Origin of the sequence: Halomonas campaniensis, assembly GCF_014193375.1 — a bacterium.
Taxonomy (GTDB): domain Bacteria; phylum Pseudomonadota; class Gammaproteobacteria; order Pseudomonadales; family Halomonadaceae; genus Halomonas; species Halomonas campaniensis.
Genome location: NZ_JACHZF010000002.1, coordinates 1 through 15,888 on the forward strand (window position 1 = coordinate 1; position 15,888 = coordinate 15,888).

Annotated in this window: 14 protein-coding genes; 5 read left to right on the forward strand and 9 right to left on the reverse strand. The window is 68.3% G+C overall.

Translation table 11 applies throughout. From position 1 onward, the window contains the following. Positions 1–158 precede the first annotated feature (158 nt). The 4 genes from glcF to BDK63_RS01095 form a co-directional block, all read right to left on the reverse strand. On the reverse strand, positions 159–1,400 hold the full coding sequence (gene glcF / locus BDK63_RS01080; protein ID WP_183329472.1) for a glycolate oxidase subunit GlcF: 1,242 nt from the start codon (positions 1,398–1,400) through the stop codon (positions 159–161). A 19-nt stretch (positions 1,401–1,419) separates the two neighbouring features. Beyond that, on the reverse strand, positions 1,420–2,535 hold the full coding sequence (glcE, locus tag BDK63_RS01085) for a glycolate oxidase subunit GlcE (protein ID WP_183329473.1): 1,116 nt from the start codon (positions 2,533–2,535) through the stop codon (positions 1,420–1,422). 14 nt (positions 2,536–2,549) lie between these two features. Beyond that, positions 2,550–4,055 (reverse strand): glycolate oxidase subunit GlcD, encoded by a 1,506-nt coding sequence (gene glcD, locus BDK63_RS01090; RefSeq protein WP_183329474.1) that lies wholly within the window; start codon positions 4,053–4,055, stop codon positions 2,550–2,552. Positions 4,056–4,230: 175 nt separating this feature from the next. Continuing rightward, positions 4,231–5,931 (reverse strand): L-lactate permease, encoded by a 1,701-nt coding sequence (locus BDK63_RS01095; protein ID WP_183329475.1) that lies wholly within the window; start codon positions 5,929–5,931, stop codon positions 4,231–4,233. A gap of 366 nt (positions 5,932–6,297) precedes the next feature. Between BDK63_RS01095 and BDK63_RS01100 the strand changes: the two genes are divergently transcribed. Beyond that, positions 6,298–7,005 carry a glutathione S-transferase family protein gene (locus BDK63_RS01100; RefSeq protein WP_183329476.1) on the forward strand — a complete coding sequence of 236 codons (708 nt, stop codon included), beginning with the start codon at positions 6,298–6,300 and terminating at the stop codon, positions 7,003–7,005. 201 nt (positions 7,006–7,206) lie between these two features. Beyond that, positions 7,207–7,566 (forward strand): phasin family protein, encoded by a 360-nt coding sequence (locus tag BDK63_RS01105; protein ID WP_183329477.1) that lies wholly within the window; start codon positions 7,207–7,209, stop codon positions 7,564–7,566. A gap of 96 nt (positions 7,567–7,662) precedes the next feature. On the opposite strand, the gene BDK63_RS01110 is transcribed toward BDK63_RS01105, so the two are convergent. The 3 genes from BDK63_RS01110 to uraD all read right to left on the reverse strand — a co-directional run bounded on the left by BDK63_RS01110 (position 7,663) and on the right by uraD (position 10,592). Beyond that, on the reverse strand, positions 7,663–8,283 hold the full coding sequence (locus tag BDK63_RS01110) for a phosphoribosyltransferase (protein ID WP_183329478.1): 621 nt from the start codon (positions 8,281–8,283) through the stop codon (positions 7,663–7,665). Positions 8,284–8,407: 124 nt separating this feature from the next. Further along, a complete protein-coding gene (locus BDK63_RS01115; RefSeq protein ID WP_183329479.1) occupies positions 8,408–9,796 on the reverse strand; it encodes a uracil-xanthine permease family protein in 1,389 nt (462 codons plus the stop codon). 268 nt (positions 9,797–10,064) lie between these two features. After that, positions 10,065–10,592 carry a 2-oxo-4-hydroxy-4-carboxy-5-ureidoimidazoline decarboxylase gene (uraD, locus tag BDK63_RS01120; RefSeq protein ID WP_183329480.1) on the reverse strand — a complete coding sequence of 176 codons (528 nt, stop codon included), beginning with the start codon at positions 10,590–10,592 and terminating at the stop codon, positions 10,065–10,067. A 153-nt stretch (positions 10,593–10,745) separates the two neighbouring features. Between uraD and uraH the strand changes: the two genes are divergently transcribed. The 3 genes from uraH to BDK63_RS01135 all read left to right on the forward strand — a co-directional run bounded on the left by uraH (position 10,746) and on the right by BDK63_RS01135 (position 13,263). After that, entirely contained in the window at positions 10,746–11,099 is a 354-nt protein-coding gene (gene uraH, locus BDK63_RS01125) for a hydroxyisourate hydrolase (protein WP_183329481.1), read from the forward strand. A gap of 94 nt (positions 11,100–11,193) precedes the next feature. Continuing rightward, positions 11,194–12,393 (forward strand): urate hydroxylase PuuD, encoded by a 1,200-nt coding sequence (locus BDK63_RS01130; RefSeq protein ID WP_183329482.1) that lies wholly within the window; start codon positions 11,194–11,196, stop codon positions 12,391–12,393. Positions 12,394–12,528: 135 nt separating this feature from the next. Beyond that, the gene (locus BDK63_RS01135) at positions 12,529–13,263 is read left to right on the forward strand and encodes a GntR family transcriptional regulator (protein WP_183329483.1); all 735 of its coding nucleotides are present in this window, start codon (positions 12,529–12,531) and stop codon (positions 13,261–13,263) included. 98 nt (positions 13,264–13,361) lie between these two features. Here the strand turns inward: BDK63_RS01135 and BDK63_RS01140 are convergent, their stop codons facing one another. After that, positions 13,362–14,744, reverse strand: coding sequence for an NCS1 family transporter (locus BDK63_RS01140; protein ID WP_183329484.1), 1,383 nt, complete (start codon positions 14,742–14,744; stop codon positions 13,362–13,364). Between the two features lie 116 nt (positions 14,745–14,860). After that, positions 14,861–15,607, reverse strand: coding sequence for an aspartate/glutamate racemase family protein (locus BDK63_RS01145; protein ID WP_183329485.1), 747 nt, complete (start codon positions 15,605–15,607; stop codon positions 14,861–14,863). Positions 15,608–15,888 lie beyond the last annotated feature (281 nt).

Consider the following 15,888-nt stretch of genomic DNA (forward strand, 5'->3'; position numbering starts at 1 on the left):
CTCCTCCTTCGGATCGCCCGATCCTTGAATGGATGTCTCTTCCATTCTGGCGCATTGCGACGCCGTTAAAGGGGGAGGAGACCATCTCATCATCCCTGGGCGCTACTTTTGCCGTCCCTGGCAAAAGACCCTCGCTCCGCCTTATCCCCGGCGCTCATCTAGGGGGCAGTACTCAATGCATCGTCCACGATCTCGATCCAGTGGCGCACCTCGGTGCGGTTGGCGCCGGCCAGGTGCGTCTGGCAACCGATATTGGCGGTGACGATCACCTCGGGGTTGCCGGCCTCCAGGTTGTCGAGCTTGTTGTCGCGCAGCTGCGTCGAGAGCTCGGGCTGGGTGATGGAGTAGGTGCCCGCCGAGCCGCAGCAGAGGTGGGCATCGGCGACCGGGGTCAGCGAGAAGCCGAGCCGGGTCAGCACGCCCTCCACGGCACCGCCGAGCTTCTGGGCGTGCTGCAGGGTGCAGGGGCAGTGGAAGGCGAGCCGGCGGCCCTGCTTCACGCTCAGGTCGTCGAGGGCCTCGTCGCGCAGCACCTCGACCAGGTCCTTCGCCAGCTCGCTCACCCGGGCGGCCTTCTCGGCGTAGGCCGGGTCGTCCTTGAGGATGTCGACGTACTCCTTGACGAAGGCGCCGCAGCCGCTGGCGGTCTGCACGATGGCCTCGGCGCCCGCCTCGATGTGCGGCCACCAGGCGTCGATGTTGGCCCGCGCCCGGGCGCGGCCGTCGTCATGGGCGTTGAGGTGGAAGTCGATGGCGCCGCAGCAGCCGGCCTCCGCCACGGGGGTCAGCCCGATGCCGAGGCGATCCAGCACCCGGGCCGTGGCGGCGTTGGTGTTGGGCGAGAGCCCCGGCTGCACGCAGCCCTCCAAGATCAGCATCTGCCGGGCGTGTTGCCTGCCGTCGGGGCGCTTGCCGGCATCCACCGGGGCCGGCGGCATCTTGTCCCGCAGGGCACCGGGCACCAGCGGCTTGAAGGTCTGCCCCAGTTTCAGCAGCGCCTGGAAGCGCTTCGGTTCCACCAGCATCTTGCGCAGCGCATAGCGCTGGGCCCGCTCGGCCGGCTTGCGCGGCACCCGGCGCTCGATCTCGGCGCGGCCGATGTCGAGCAGCTTGTGGTACTCGACCCCGGAGGGGCAGGTGGTCTCGCAGTTGCGGCAGGTCAGGCAGCGGTCCAGGTGCAGCCGGGTCTCCTCGGTCACCTTGTCGGCGCCCTCGGGGGCCTCGAGCATCTCCTTCATCAGGTAGATGCGCCCGCGGGGGCCGTCGCGCTCGTCGCCCAGCAGCTGGTAGGTGGGGCAGGTGGCGTTGCAGAAGCCGCAGTGCACGCAGCTGCGCAGCACCCGGTCGGCCTCGCGGATATGCGGCTTCTTGAGATCTTCCTCGGTAAAGTGCGTCTGCATCTCGGCGTTTTCCCCTGTCTCAGAATGCCGCGTAGAGCCGGCCCGGGTTGAAGATGCCCTGCGGGTCCAGCTCGGCCTTGAGGTTGCGGTGGTACTTGGCCAGCACCGGGGGCAGCGGAGTGAAGGGCTCGTCCACCGCTGCGCCGCCGGCGCCACGCAGGCAGGTGGCGTGGCCGCCGGCGCGGGCCGCCGCCTGGCGGATCGCCTCGGCGTCGAGGTCGCTCCTCAGCCAGCGCTGGCAGCCCGCCCAGTCGTAGAGGACGTCGGGATCATTGACGCCGGGCAGCTCGATCAGCGGGGTGTGGTGGGGCAGCGAGAGGCGCCACAGGGCCCGGCTGTCGTCCTTCGCGAAGAAGGCCAGGCGCTGCTCGCGCAGGGCCTCCCAGAAGTCCGGCTTGAGCGCGTCGCCGCCCAGGCGTTCGGCGGTGGCCGCCACGGAGCTCGGCCCGCCCTCCAGGCGCAGGTGCAGGGCGCCGTCGAGCCAGGCGGCCGCGGTGATCGGCAGCGGCTGGCGGCCCCACTCGGAGAGCTTATCCAGCGCCCGGGCCAGCGGCATGTCCAGGTGCAGGCTGCGCGAGGCACCGGGCAGCGGCAGCACCTTCATGGAGACCTCGGTGATCAGACCCAGGGTGCCCTGGGCGCCCACCATCAGCCGCGAGAGGTCATAGCCGGCCACGTTCTTCATCACCTGGCCGCCAAAGCGCTGCTCGCTGCCCTGGCGGGTGATGATCCGCGTGCCCAGCACGAAGTCGCGCACGCTGCCGGCCCAGGGGCGGCGCGGACCGGAGAGGCCGGTGGCGATCATGCCGCCCACCGTGGCGTCGTCGCCGAAGTGGGGCGGCTCGCAGGGCAGCATCTGCCCGTTGGCGGCCAGGGCGGCCTCCAGCTCGCGCAGCGGGGTGCCGGTGCGCACCGAGACGATCAGCTCCACCGGGTCGTACTCGGTGATGCCGCGGTGCTCGCGAGTGGAGAGCGCCTCGCCCTCGACCCGGCGACCATAGAAGGCCTTGGTGTCGCCGCCGACGATGCGCAGGGGCGTGCCCTCGGCCTCGGCGCGACGGACGCGCTCCGCCAGCGCCTCGCTGGCGTCCTGGCTTTGGATGTCGTGCTGGGGGATATCGTGGGTGGTCACCATGTCGTCGAACTCTCTCAGCCTTGGCTCTCGGGGGCCCGGGTCGGGGCGGGGGCGTCACCGGCGCTCTTGGTCAGGCGGAACTCGGAGCAGCGCGCCGGCGTGGGGATGTTCTTGCCGGGGTTGAGCAGCTCGTCAGGGTCGAAGGCGCGCTTGGCGGCACGGAAGGTCGTGAGTTCGCCGGGGCTGAACTGCACGCACATCTGGTGGATCTTCTCGCGGCCCACGCCGTGCTCGCCGGTGATGGTGCCGCCCACCTCGACGCACAGCTCGAGGATGCGGCCGCCCAGCTCCTCGGCGCGCTCGAATTCACCCGGCTGGTTGGCATCGAAGAGGATCAGCGGATGCATGTTGCCGTCGCCGGCGTGGAAGACGTTGGCCACCCGCAGGCCGTACGCCTCGCCCAGATCGCCGATGCCCTTGAGCACCCGCGCCAGCTCGCGGCGGGGGATGGTGCCGTCCATGCAGTAGTAGTCCGGCGACATGCGGCCCACCGCCGGGAAGGCGTTCTTGCGCCCGGCCCAGAACAGCGCCCGCTCGGCCTCGTCCCGGGCCTGCTGGATATCGGTGGCGCCGGCCTTCTCCAGCACGCGTCGCACGGTCTGGCAGTCGTCGTCCACGTCCGCCTCCACGCCGTCCAGCTCGCAGAGCAGGATCGCCTCGGCCTCCACCGGGTAGCCGGCGCCGATGAAGTCCTCGGCGGCGCGGATCGCCAGGTTGTCCATCATCTCCAGGCCGCCGGGGATGATGCCCGCGGCGATGATGGCGCCCACGGCGTTGCCGGCCTTCTCGATGTCGTCGAAGCTCGCCATCAGCACCTTGGCGGTCTCGGGCTTGGGCAGCAGCTTGACGGTGATCTCGGTGACCACCCCGAGCATCCCCTCGGAGCCGGTGAACAGCGCCAGCAGGTCGAAGCCGGGGGCATCCAGGGCGTCCGACCCCAGGGTCATGTGCTCCCCCTCGATGGTCAGCACCTCGACCTTGATCACGTTATGGACGGTGAGGCCGTACTTGAGGCAGTGGACGCCGCCGGCGTTCTCGGCCACGTTGCCGCCGATGGAGCAGGCGATCTGGGAGGAGGGATCCGGGGCGTAGTAGAGCCCGTAGGGGCTGGCGGCCTCGGAGATCGCCAGGTTGCGCACCCCGGGCTGCACCCGCGCAGTGCGCGCCTCGGGGTCGATCTCGAGGATGCGGTTGAAGCGCGACAGCACCAGCAGCACGCCGTGCGAAAGCGGCATGGCGCCGCCGGAGAGGCCGGTGCCGGCGCCGCGGGTCACCACCGGCACGCCCAGCGCCCGGCAGCGCTTGAGCAGGGTCTCGACCTGCTCGAGGGTCTCGGGCAGGGCGACCAGCATCGGCAGGGCACGATAGGCGGAGAGACCGTCGCACTCGAAGGGGCGCAGGTCCTCCTCGCGGTGCAGCAGGGTCATGCCGGGCAGTGCCTGCTGGAGGTCGGCCAGTACCTCCGACTGATCGCGCCCGGGCTGACCGCCATCGAGTCGTTCATCGAAGTGGGTGTTCATGGTGACTCCTGAGCGGGAGGGACATCACTTCAGTGTAGGACCAATTTTATGAAAAGAATTTCCATAAATCCATGGAAATTTTTTTCATCAACGTGGTTCCGATGTCCTGGAAAACGGGAAATGACCGGGCCCCGCCGACGGTCGGCGGGGCCCGGAGAGCGTCATGCTCGTGCCATCAACTCACCCGCATCAGCGGATCCGTCACGCCGATCACATAGAAGGCGATCAGGGCGATGAGGCCGGTGAAGACCAGGTAGTAGAGGGTCGGCAGGATGGTCTTGCGGATGGTGATGCCCTCGCGGCCGAGCAGGCCCACGGTGGCGGATGCCGCGACCACGTTGTGGATGGCGATCATGTTGCCGGCGGCCGCACCCACGGCCTGCAGGGCCACCATGAAGGCGGTGGAAAGCCCCAGCTGCTGTGCCACGTTGAACTGGAACTCGGCCAGCATCAGGTTGGACACGGTGTTGGAGCCGGCGATGAAGGCCCCCAGGGCGCCCACGGCCGGGGCGAAGAACGGGTAGACACCGCCCACGCCGTCGGCGACGAACTGCGCCATGGCCACCGGCATGGAGACCAGGTCTGCCGCGTTGACGCCGGAGTTGATCAGGATCCGCACCATGGGGATGGTGAAGATCAGCACGAAACCGGCGCCGAAGATGGTCTTCGAGGATTCGCTGAAGGCGGCCTGGAGTTCGCCGGCGCGCATGCGGTGCAGCACGGCGGTGATCAGCACCACCATCAGCAGGATGCCACCCGGCAGGTAGAGCGGCTGGATGGCACCGGAGACACCGGCCTCACCCAGGATGTTGCTCCAGCCGAAGGAGAGGGACTGCAGCGCCTCGCGGAACGGATCGATGGTGCGGGAGGCGACCAGGATCACGGCCAGCAGCACGTAGGGGACCCAACCCATCAGGGTGGAGATCGGCGCCTTGCCGGCGATGTCGTCCAGCTTGATTTCCAGCTTGCCGATCCACTCGTCCGGCCAGGACTTGCTCTCCGGGAAATCCCAGACGTCCTTGGGGATCAGGAAGCCCTTGCGGGCCGCCGGCACGACGATGGCCAGGCCGACCATGGCGCCGATCATCGACGGGAATTCCGGGCCGAGCAGCACGCCGGCCAGCATGTAGGGCACCACGAAGCAGACGCCGGCGAAGATGGCGAAGGGGGCGATGGAGAGGCCTTCCTTCCACGACTTGTTGGCACCGAAGAACTTGACCATGATCACCACCATGATCAGCGGCATCAGGACGCCGACGATGCCGTGGATCACCGCCACTTCACCGGCGATCAGGCGGAAGTACTCCAGCCAGGTGTAGCCGCCGGCTTCCAGCGCCTCGCTGATGCCCTCGCGGTTGATGCCGCCGGTGACGCCCACCACGATCGGCGTGCCCACGGCACCGAAGGAGACCGGCGTGGACTGGATCATCATGCCCACCACCACGGCGGCCAGCGCCGGGAAGCCCAGGGCGACCATCAGCGGGGCGGCCACGGCGGCCGGGGTGCCGAAACCGGAGGCGCCCTCGATGAAGCAGCCGAACAGCCAGGCGACGATGATGGCCTGGACGCGGCGGTCCGGGCTGATGCCCGAGAAGCCGTTGCGGATCGCGGTGATGCCGCCGGAGTGCTTCAGGGTGTTGAGCAGCAGGATGGCACCGAAGATGATCCAGAGGATCGACACGGTGAGGATCAGGCCCTGGAAGGTCGAGGCCAGCACCCGGTTGAAGCTCATTTCCCATGCGAACAGGGCGATGAGGGCGGTGACCACGAAGACCACCGGCATGGCGGTCCTGGCCGCCATCCGGAAGCCGATCAGCAACACGCCGGCCAGCACCAGGGGCACGAAGGCCAGTAGTGCAAGAGTGGTGTCATTCATGAGGCAGGTTTCCCTCTCGGTTATTGTCAGACAGGCTCGTGAACGAAGGTTAAGTGTAGGCACGCCTGCCGGCAGGGCGGGGCGAACGGGCGAAAGATAATCGCATCGCCGGGTGGCTGGCCAGCGCTGGAAAATTGGTATGACCAATCATGCCCGTAACCGATCTGCGCCGATCATGTCGCAAGCGTCTGTCAGGAAAGGCATTCTCGGTCGGCATCGGTGAGTGCCGCCGCCTGGCAGGGCGGGGCGGCATAGACTAAAGGACAGTCCGGCGTGCCGACCTGCCCGCCTGGTCAGGCCCCATGGCGGGGGTCGGCAAAGCCTGGCACACTCGGACGAGACCACCCCCGACACCGAGGAGTTGCCATGACACGGGTGCTTTACGATCTCTGCGGCATCGACGAGGGGCTGCGCTTCTCGCCCTATTGCTGGCGGGTCCGCTATGCCCTGGCCCACAAGGGGCTGGAGGTGGAGGCGCGTCCCTGGCGTTTCACCGACAAGCAGGCGCTGGCCTTCGCCGACCACGACAAGGTGCCCGTGCTGGTCGACGGCGACGAGGTCATCACCGACAGCTACGAGATCCTGCGCTACCTGGATCGCGCCTACCCCGACGCCCCCCTGCTCGGCGATGCCGTCGCCGAGGGGCGGGCCCGCTTCCTCAAGCACTATGCCGAGCGCGCCCTGCAGCCGGCGATGATGCGCACCATCATCATGGACCTGCTCAACGCGGTCCATCCCGACGACCGCGACTACTTCCGCGAGAGCCGCGAGAAGCGCTTCGGGCGCACCCTCGAGGAGTTCCACTCCCCCGCGAAGGGCCTGTCACAGCTGGATGCGGCGCTGGAGCCGCTGCGCGGGCGCCTCAAGGAGGCCGACTACATCGACGGCGCGTCACCGGCGGCGGGCGACTACCTGGTGTTCGGCAGCTTCATGTGGGCGCGCACCGTCTCCAGTGCCGACCTGGTCTCCAATGCCGACCCGGTGCACGCCTGGCTGGAGCGCATGCTCGACCTTCACGGCGGCCTGGGGCGCCATGCCATGCGGATCACCGATGTCGAGGGGGCCTATCGCTGACGGGGCCAACTAGGCCATCTCGATGGCGAGCCGCCCACGACGCCCGGCCCCGGCCGGGCGTCTTCGATGGCGGCGCGGGCGCGCGCGGAGGATGAGGAAAATCGGTCGTCGACATGTTGCGCCGCACAAAACCGCCTGCTATGTTGCAATGCAACACAGGGCATATCGCCCCTGTTCGACCACCAGAGACGGAGGTGTTCCATGTCCACCAAGGCAACCACCCAGAAGACGACCGAACAGTTCGAGGGCCTCTTCGTCGAGCCGGCACGCGCCTATGGCTCGCTGACCCTCGAGTACTACGAGAAGCTGCTGGGCGCCCAGCTGGATGCCGCCCGCAGCTACACCGACCTCGGCCTGGCCCAGGCGCGCGCCTGGATCGACGTGCGCGATGCCGATGGCCTCAAGAAGGTCGTGGAAGGCCAGCAGAAGGCGGCCCAGGACCTGGGCGAGCGCATGAAGAGCGATGCCGAGAAGGTCAGCGCCCTCGGCCAGGACTTCCTGCAGAAGAGCCAGAAGCTGGTCGAGGAAAGCATGAAGTCCGCGACCGCCGCCGCCAAGTAAGGCCGGCGCCGGCGTCTCGCCGGCCGCGGGAACCACACGGGCCGCCCCTCTCCGGGGCGGCCCGTGCCGTTCTGGGCCGGTGCCGCGGCTTCCGGCTCAGGTGGCCCCGCCGAGGAGACGGACGACCTCGTCATCCTCGACCTGGTCGAAGGTGGCGAAGAACTGGCCCACGGCGCGGAAGTGGTGGGGGGCCTCGGGGCAGATTACCTCGTCGGCCAGGGCGCCGAGCCGGGCCAGGGTATCGGGCGGGGCCACGCCGATGGCGGCGATGAGCCGGGCCGGGTCACGCTGGCGCAGGGTGGCGAGCGCCGCGGCCATGGTCGCCCCGGTGGCGCTGCCGTCGTCCACCACCACCACCACCCGCCCGGTCGGGTCGATGGGCGAGCGCACCGGCGTGTAGCGGCGGCGGCGCTCGTCGATCAGCTCGCGCTGGCGAGCCACCTCGCGGGCCAGCCAGTCGTCGCGGCAGAGCGCGGCCTCCTCCTCCAGGTGCACGCTGCCGTCCTCGCTGACCGCCCCGATGGCGAACTCGGGGTTGCCCGGGGCGCCGATCTTGCGCACCAGCACCACGTCCAGCTCGCCCTCAAGGGCGTCGGCGATGATCCGGCCCATGGGGACCCCGCCGCGGGGGATGGCCAGCACCAGGGGGTGTGCTCCCCTGAGGTGGGCCATGGCCTCGGCGAGCCGTCGTGCCGCATCGATTCGATCCCGGTACATGGTGATACTCCCAGCGTGGCCGTCAACGACAGTCTAGCCAAGGCGAGCCATGGCGGCCGTGAAACGACGAGCGCCGCCGGGGTAACCGGCGGCGTACGGGGAGGGGCAGGGCGCGAGGGAGGTGTCAGGCGTTGGACTCGGCCTTGCTGGCCTCGGCCTCGACGTCCTCGCCGCCGCGCTGACGCTTCGGCTTGCCGGGCAGGATGGCATCCAGCAGCAGGGCGGCCAGGGCCGCCGGCACCAGGCCGGACTTGAGCAGCAGCCCCGCCTGGCCGGGCATGGTCTCGGAGATCGCCTCCACCGCCGGCAGGCCGATGCCCAGGCTCAGCGAGACCGCGATGATCAGCATGGCGCGCTGGTCGAGCTCGCACTCCTGGATGATCTTGAGGCCCGCCGAGGCGATCATGCCGAACATCACCACGCCGGCGCCGCCCAGCACCGCATGGGGCATGGCCGCCACCAGGCCGCCCAGCTTCGGGAAGAGCCCCATGCAGATCAGCAGGATGCCGCCGATGGTCACCACGTGGCGGCTGACCACGCCGGTCAGGGTGATCAGGCCCACGTTCTGGGCATAGGCGGTGTTGGGCAGGGTGTTGAAGACCGCGGCGAAGGAGGTGGCCACGCCGTCGGCCATCACGCCGCCGGAGAGTTCGCGGTCCTTCGCCGGCCGGCCGGCGCCGCCGGTGGTGATGGCGGAGATGTTGCCGATGGTCTCCAGGCCCACCACGAACATGATCAGCACCATGCCCACGATGGCGGTGAGGTGGAACTCCATGCCGTACTGCAGCGGCCTCGGCACGGCGAACCAGGCCGCCTCGCGCAGGTTGGTGAAGTCCACCATGCCCAGTGCGATGGCCACCAGGTAGCCGGCCAGCAGGCCGAAGAGGATCGAGGAGGCCTTGACGAAGCCGCGGCCCAGCTGGTGCACGGCGATGCACACCACCAGCACGAACAGCGCCAGCAGCAGGTTGGTGGGCGAGGCGAAGTCGGGCGAGCCCACGCCGCCGGCGGCGTAGTTTAGGCCGACCGGCATGAGCGTGATGCCGATCAGCAGCACCACGATGCCGGTGACCACCGGCGAGAACCAGTGGCGGATCTTCTTGAGGAAGGCCCCCAGCACGATCTGCAGCAGGCCGGCGATGAAGGAGGCGCCGAGCACGGCGGCCAGCCCGAAGGCATTGGCCAGGGGGAGCGCCACCGGCAGGAAGCCGAAGCTAGTGCCCTGGACGATGGGCAGGCGGGCGCCGATGGGGCCCATGCCGATGGTCTGGATCAGGGTCGAGACCCCGGCCACGAAGAGTGCCACCTGGATCAGGAAGATCGTCTCGCCGGTGGCGGCGCCGATCACGCCGGCGATGATGATCGGCGGCGTCACGTTGCCGGCGAACATCGCCATGATGTGCTGAAGGCCCAGCGGGATCGCCTTGGAGAGCGGCGGCATCGCGTCCGGGTCGCGGTTGATGGTGCGGCTGGGGTTCGTCTCGGGATGGGGGGCGGAACGAGGTCTGGTCATGGTCGGGCTCGCAGCTTGGGTTGTTGTCGGTGCTGGCGTGCGGGTCGTGGAGTCGGCCGGTTGTTATGGGTATTGAGGCCAATCCTCTGGCCTAAATGTACACAATGTCGAAGATCATGAAAGACATTATGCCGCAATTTCTGTGTTCATTTATGGCGATACCTTTCATATCAATGTCTTGCGGGAAATTTGTTGACCAATCGGTCAGTCTGTTGGGGGTGGCCCATGAGGGGGCTGGGCCCCCGCGGCCGGGCCGCGGGGGCGGTGATCAGCCCGCCAGGCGCGCCTGCAGGCGGAACAGCGCGATGCGATTGATCTGCTCGATGGCGGTATGGCGCTCCTGCTCCGGCGTGTTCTCCAGGCGCGCCTCGAAGGCGTCGAGGATGGCGAAGCGGTCGCTGCCCTTCACCGCCATCACGAAGGGGAAGCCGAACTTCGCCTTGTAGGCCCCGTTGAGGCGCTCGAAATGGGCCAGCTCCTCGGGGCTGCACTGGTCGAGGCCGGCGCCGGCCTGCTCGCGGGTGGAGTCGTCGGTCAGGGTCCCGGCGAGGGCCGCCTTGCCGGCCAGGTCGGGGTGGGCGCGGATCACGGCAAGCTGGCGCTCGGGATCGGCCTCGGCGAGGATCCGGCCCATTGCCTCGGCCAGGCCCGCGGGTGTGTCGTGTCGCGGGTCCAACCCGCGTTCCCAGGCCAGTTCGGCGACCCAGGGGGAGTGCTCGTAGATCTCGCCGTAGGCGGCCACGAAGGCGGCCTTGTCCAGCTGGCTGGGGCGCGGTGTCAGGGTGCTGTCAGTCATGGTCGGTCTCCCGATGGCGGTGGTCGAAGGGGCTTTCCTTCCTAATGTATACAAAAAATATTTTGAAATGTACTCCATAAACGTCTAAAAATGTCCTCACTGATGTCCGCGACCTTCCGGGAACCATCCACCGAGAACAACAGGAGAGTGAAGATGGGACGCCTGACTACCCATGTGCTCGATACCGCCCAGGGCCGCCCCGGCCAGGGCATCCGCATCGAGGTGTACCGCCTCGCGGGCGAGGGACGAGAGCGCCTCAAGGAGGTCGTCACCAACGATGACGGCCGCTGCGATGCCCCGATCCTCGAGGGTGATGCCTTCGCCGCCGGCGAGTACGAGCTGGTCTTCCACGCCGGCGACTACCTGCGCCGGCAGGGCATCGAGGCCGACGAGCCGCGCTTCCTCGATGTGATCCCGCTGCGCTTCGGCGTGGCCGATGCCGAGGCGCACTACCACGTGCCGCTGCTGCTGTCGCCCTATGGCTACTCCACCTACCGCGGCAGCTAGCCTCAGCCCGTAACATGGCGGCCCCCTCCGGCATGTCTGACGAGGCCTGGCCGCCGGTCACCCATAACAATGCAATGAGTCGAGGCATCCCCTGATGCAAGCCTATCTGCTGGACTTTGCCAACTTCATGCTGCGCTGGCTGCACGTCATCGCGGCCATCGCCTGGATCGGCGAGTCGATCTACTTCGTGATGCTGGACAACGGCCTGCGCAGGCCCAAGGCCGCCGAGGACCGCGACAAGGGGGTGTTCGGAGAGATGTGGGCGGTGCACGGCGGCGGCTTCTACCACAACCAGAAGTACGCCACGGCCCCGGCCAAGCTGCCGGAGGACCTGCACTGGTCGTTCTGGAAGTCCTACACCACCTGGCTGTCGGGCTTCGCCCTGTTCGTGCTGCTCTACATGGCCAACCCGAGCTTCTACCTGGTCAACCCCGACAGCAGCTGGGCGTGGGCGGCGAGCATGAGCGGCTGGCAGGCCAACCTGCTGGCGCTGCTCTTCCTGGTCGGCGGCTGGGTGGTCTACAACGAGCTGTGCAAGCGCATCAGCCCCGACATGACCCGCGACGGCCTGCTGAGCATCGCCGTGGCGGTGATGATGGTGGTGGTAGCCTACCTCAGCACCCAGTTGTTCTCGGGACGGGCGGCCTTCCTGCTGACCGGGGCGGTGATGGCCACGGCGATGTCCGCCAACGTCTTCTTCTGGATCATCCCCGGGCAGCGGCGCATGGTGGCGGCGATGAAGGCGGGCGAGGCGCCCAACCCGCTGGACGGCAAGCGCGGCAAGCAGCGCTCGGTGCACAACACCTACTTCACCCTGCCGGTGGTACTGCTGATGATCAGCAACCACTACTCCTTCGCCTACTCCCACGAGCAGGCCTGGGTGATCATGTCGCTGTTCATCTTCGCCGGCGCGCTGATCCGCCAGTTCTTCGTGCTGATGCACGCGGGCAGCATCAAGCCCGCCTACCCGGCGGCCGGGGTGGCGCTGATCGCCGTGGCGTTCTGGATCGCCGCGCCTGAGCCGTCCCCCGCCGCCGATCCGGATCGCGCCGCGGTGGGCATCGAGGAGGCCCATGCCATCGTCGAGACCCGCTGCGCGGCCTGCCACGCCAGCCAGCCGACCCAGCCCGGCTTCAACGCGCCGCCGGCCGGCATGGCCTACGACACCCCTGAGCAGACCGCCCGCCAGCGGGAACAGATCCAGCAGGTGGTGGCCAGCGGGTACATGCCGCTGGGCAACATGACCGGGATGACCGACGAGGAGCGCGCGGCCATCGCCGCCTGGACGGAGTGAGCCGGACGGCTGCCTGCCACCCTTCCGACGACCCGCCCGGCCGGCGGGTCGTTGCCGTTGGCGGGCCGGGCGTCGTCGGCGACCGAGTATGCGTATACAATACCTCGCATCAGGCAATGCAGGAGACGAGCCTTCATGAACCAGCGTCAGACCGTGGCCGAGCGCAAGGCGCCTGGCCCCCGCCTGGGCAAGAACGGCGACGGTGCCGAGCGACACGAGGCCATCTACCGCTCGATCAGCGATGCGATCATCGAGCACCGTCTCAAGCCCGGCGCCCGCCTGCGCGAGGATGCCCTCGCCGAGGTGTTCGGCGTCAGCCGCACCGGCATCCGCAAGATCCTGCAGCGCCTGGCCCTGGAGCAGCTGGTCACCCTGACGCCACGCCGCGGGGCCAGCGTGACCCGCCCCACGGCCGACGAGGCCAAGGATGTCTTCGACGCCCGCCAGATGGTGGAGTGCGGCCTGATGCCCGAGGTGGCGCGGCGCATCACCGAGGCCGACGTGAGTGAACTGCGCGAGATGGCCCGCCGCGAGCGCGAGGCGCTCAAGGGCGGCGAGCAGAGCGCGGCCATCAAGCTCTCCGCGGCCTTCCATGCGCGCCTGGCCGGGATCTCCGGCAACGCCACCCTGGCCGACTTCGTCGGCCGGCTCTGCTCGCGCTCCTCGCTGATCCTCGCCGTCTACGGCAACGCCGGCCACCTGGGCTGTGAGTCCCACGACCACGACGACCTGATCGGCTACCTGGAGGCCGGCAACGGCGAACGCGCTGCGGCCTTCATGAGCCGCCACCTAAAGGCTATCGAGGCCTCGCTCTCCATCGTCGAGGAGGAGGGCGAGGCCCCGGACCTCCACGAGATCTTCGGCGGCTGACGCGCCTCGGCCGCCGCCCGAGCGGCGGTTCCCCGCTCCCTCCAGACGACAGCGCCCCGGACCATGGTCCGGGGCGCTGTCGTTGGTGCTCGGGCGGGTTACTGGCGGAAGCGCTGGCAGGGGGGCCAGTGGTTCATCAGCAGGTAGTAGGTGACGCCAGCCGGGATCAGACTGGCGTACCAGGAGATCGACGAGAAGCTCAGGGCGGCGGCGATGCCCACGGCGGTGGCGATCAGGGCGGCCAGGTTGACGCCGCGGTAGGGACCCTGCTCGTCATAGAGCTTGCCGAGGTCGAGGGTGCGGCGACGAATGATGTAGTAGTCGACCACCAGCACGGCGAAGATCGGGCCGAGGAAGGCGGAGTAGGTCTGCACGAAGAGCTGCAGGCCGGCGGCGGAGTCGGGCTGCACCAGCTTCCAGGGGAAGGTGGCGAAGGCCAGCAGGCCGACGATCACGGTGGCGGTGCGGAACTTCAGCTTGAACACGTCCATCAGCACGTAGGTGGGCGGGACCACGTTGTTGAGCACGTTGGTGGTGACCTGGGCGAAGGCGATGAACAGCAGGGTGGTCATCAGCAGCGGGGTGTTGTCCACGGCGTTGGCGAACACCTGGATCGGGTCGGCGGTGCCGGTGGCCTCGGAGACCATGAAGCCGATCAGGCCCATGAACAGGGTGCAGGGCAGGATCGACATGGCGTAGATGGTGGTCAGCAGGCCCGGGCCGGTGCCCTGCTTGTGCTCGCGGGCATAGTCGCCGACGTTGAGCATCATGGTGCTGTAGATGCCCAGGAAGAGCATGGTGGCGCCCCAGAACGGCATGCCCCAGGACCCTTCCATGGTCAGCAGGTTGGCGGAGAGCACGTCACCATAGCGCTGCACGGTGCTGTAGAACATGTAGACCAGCGAGGCGAGGATGAAGGCGCTGCCGATGTTCTCCAGCCACTTGATGCCCTGGAAGCCCATCACCGACAGGCCGATCTGCAGGAACTGGAAGGCGATGAAGTAGAAGATCAGGTTGTCGAAGCCGAACAGGGTGGCCGAGACCATGTTCAGGGCGCCGGCGCCGATCCAGCTCTGGAAGCCGTACCACACCACCGCCGGCACGGCGCGGACCAGCCCCGGCAGCCGGGTGCCGGCGAAGCCGAAGGCGCTGCGTGCCTGCACCATGAAGGGGATGCCGTACTTGTAGCCGGCGGCCCCGTTGATGGCCAGCGCGATGCCGATGACGAAGCAGCCGATGGCGATGGCCAGGGTGGCCTGGATCAGGTTGAGGGTGCCGACCACGCTGGAGCCCATGGTGAAGGTGCCGATGGAGACGCAGCCGCCGAACCAGGCCAGGAAATAGGAGGTGCGCCCCATGATCCGCGTCTGCTGCGGGGCCAGCGACTCCTGGCCGGGCGCCTTGGTGTGGTGTGTGCCGGCGCCGGTGGCCGGTGGGGCTGAGGCCGCCTGGGCGTTGGCCGGTGAAGTGGGCGTTGTCATGTCGAGGTCCTCGCAAGTCGCTTGTTGGTCTTGGGTTGTCCGGTCGAGCCGGGTGTCTTGCGGTCTGGCGTGCTGCCGGCAGCGCTATTGTTGTCGTGTCGTGTCGTGGCGATCGGTCAGCGGGTCGGGATCAGGTGGGCGAAGCGCTCGAACTGGCCGGTCATCGGCTTGGGCCGCGGAAAGGCCAGGTCGCCGTGCTTGCTGGTGCCGAGTCCCAGTCCCACCAGCGCCTCGGCGAGCTTCACGGCGGCGGTGACCCCTTCCACCACCGGCAGGCCGACCTCGCGGCTGATGGTGGCGGTCAGGTCTGCCATGCCGCCGCAGCCGAGCACGATGGCGCCGATGCCGTCCTCGTCGCGGGCGCGCCGGCACTCGTCGATGATGCGTGCCAGGGCCGCATCGCCGTTCTCCTCCAGGTCCAGCACCGGGATCTCCGCGGCGCGCACCCGGCGGCAGTGGTGGCGGAAGCCGTACTGCTCCAGCAGGTGCTCGGCGATGATGCCGGTGCGTCCCAGGGTGGTGACGATGGAGAAGCGGGTGCTGACCAGCGTCGCCATATGGAAGGCGGCCTCGGCGATGCCGATCACCGGGGCGCGCGTCAGCTCCCGTGCGGCCAGCAGCCCCGGGTCCCCGAAACAGGCGATCACGTAGGCGTCGACCTCCGCCTGCTCGCCCGCCAGCACCTCGTCCAGCACGCCCACGGCGCTGATCGCCTCGTCGAAGTGGCTCTCGATGGAGACCGGCCCGCTGGCGGGCTGGGTGGCGGTGATCCGGGTGCCTGGCGCGGCGATGCGGCTGGCGGCGTCGCCGATCGTCGCCGTCATGCCGGCGGTGGTATTGGGGTTGATGACGCGGATATGCATGGTGAGGGGCCCTGTCTCGTGAACATTGGATAATTTCTTTGTACACAAAATAGTTGTCTTTTGTTCAAGCTGCAACCCTCGGCTGCCAGGGCGGCGCTGGCCGATATATGCCAATCAAGATCAGTGTGTTAGCGGTTATTCGAGGAGGCGTCGAGAAGATGGGTGGCAATAGACCTTGGTCTATGCCGGGCGTTTCGGTTCGTGATGTCGGCTATTTTCACATTAATCTGTATACAGTTTTTGCCCTGCGCGAGGGCTTGCAGACAAAGTGGACACAGCCT

Coding starts and splice junctions, on each gene's coding strand:
- uraH (WP_183329481.1), top strand. CDS start 10,746: ATGGGACGCCTGACTACCCATGTGCTCGATACCGCCCAGGGCCGCCCC.
- BDK63_RS01105 (WP_183329477.1), top strand. CDS start 7,207: ATGTCCACCAAGGCAACCACCCAGAAGACGACCGAACAGTTCGAGGGC.
- uraD (WP_183329480.1), bottom strand. CDS start 10,592: ATGACTGACAGCACCCTGACACCGCGCCCCAGCCAGCTGGACAAGGCC.
- BDK63_RS01115 (WP_183329479.1), bottom strand. CDS start 9,796: ATGACCAGACCTCGTTCCGCCCCCCATCCCGAGACGAACCCCAGCCGC.
- glcE (WP_183329473.1), bottom strand. CDS start 2,535: ATGGTGACCACCCACGATATCCCCCAGCACGACATCCAAAGCCAGGAC.
- glcF (WP_183329472.1), bottom strand. CDS start 1,400: ATGCAGACGCACTTTACCGAGGAAGATCTCAAGAAGCCGCATATCCGC.
- glcD (WP_183329474.1), bottom strand. CDS start 4,055: ATGAACACCCACTTCGATGAACGACTCGATGGCGGTCAGCCCGGGCGC.
- BDK63_RS01095 (WP_183329475.1), bottom strand. CDS start 5,931: ATGAATGACACCACTCTTGCACTACTGGCCTTCGTGCCCCTGGTGCTG.
- BDK63_RS01140 (WP_183329484.1), bottom strand. CDS start 14,744: ATGACAACGCCCACTTCACCGGCCAACGCCCAGGCGGCCTCAGCCCCA.
- BDK63_RS01145 (WP_183329485.1), bottom strand. CDS start 15,607: ATGCATATCCGCGTCATCAACCCCAATACCACCGCCGGCATGACGGCG.
- BDK63_RS01110 (WP_183329478.1), bottom strand. CDS start 8,283: ATGTACCGGGATCGAATCGATGCGGCACGACGGCTCGCCGAGGCCATG.
- BDK63_RS01135 (WP_183329483.1), top strand. CDS start 12,529: ATGAACCAGCGTCAGACCGTGGCCGAGCGCAAGGCGCCTGGCCCCCGC.
- BDK63_RS01130 (WP_183329482.1), top strand. CDS start 11,194: ATGCAAGCCTATCTGCTGGACTTTGCCAACTTCATGCTGCGCTGGCTG.
- BDK63_RS01100 (WP_183329476.1), top strand. CDS start 6,298: ATGACACGGGTGCTTTACGATCTCTGCGGCATCGACGAGGGGCTGCGC.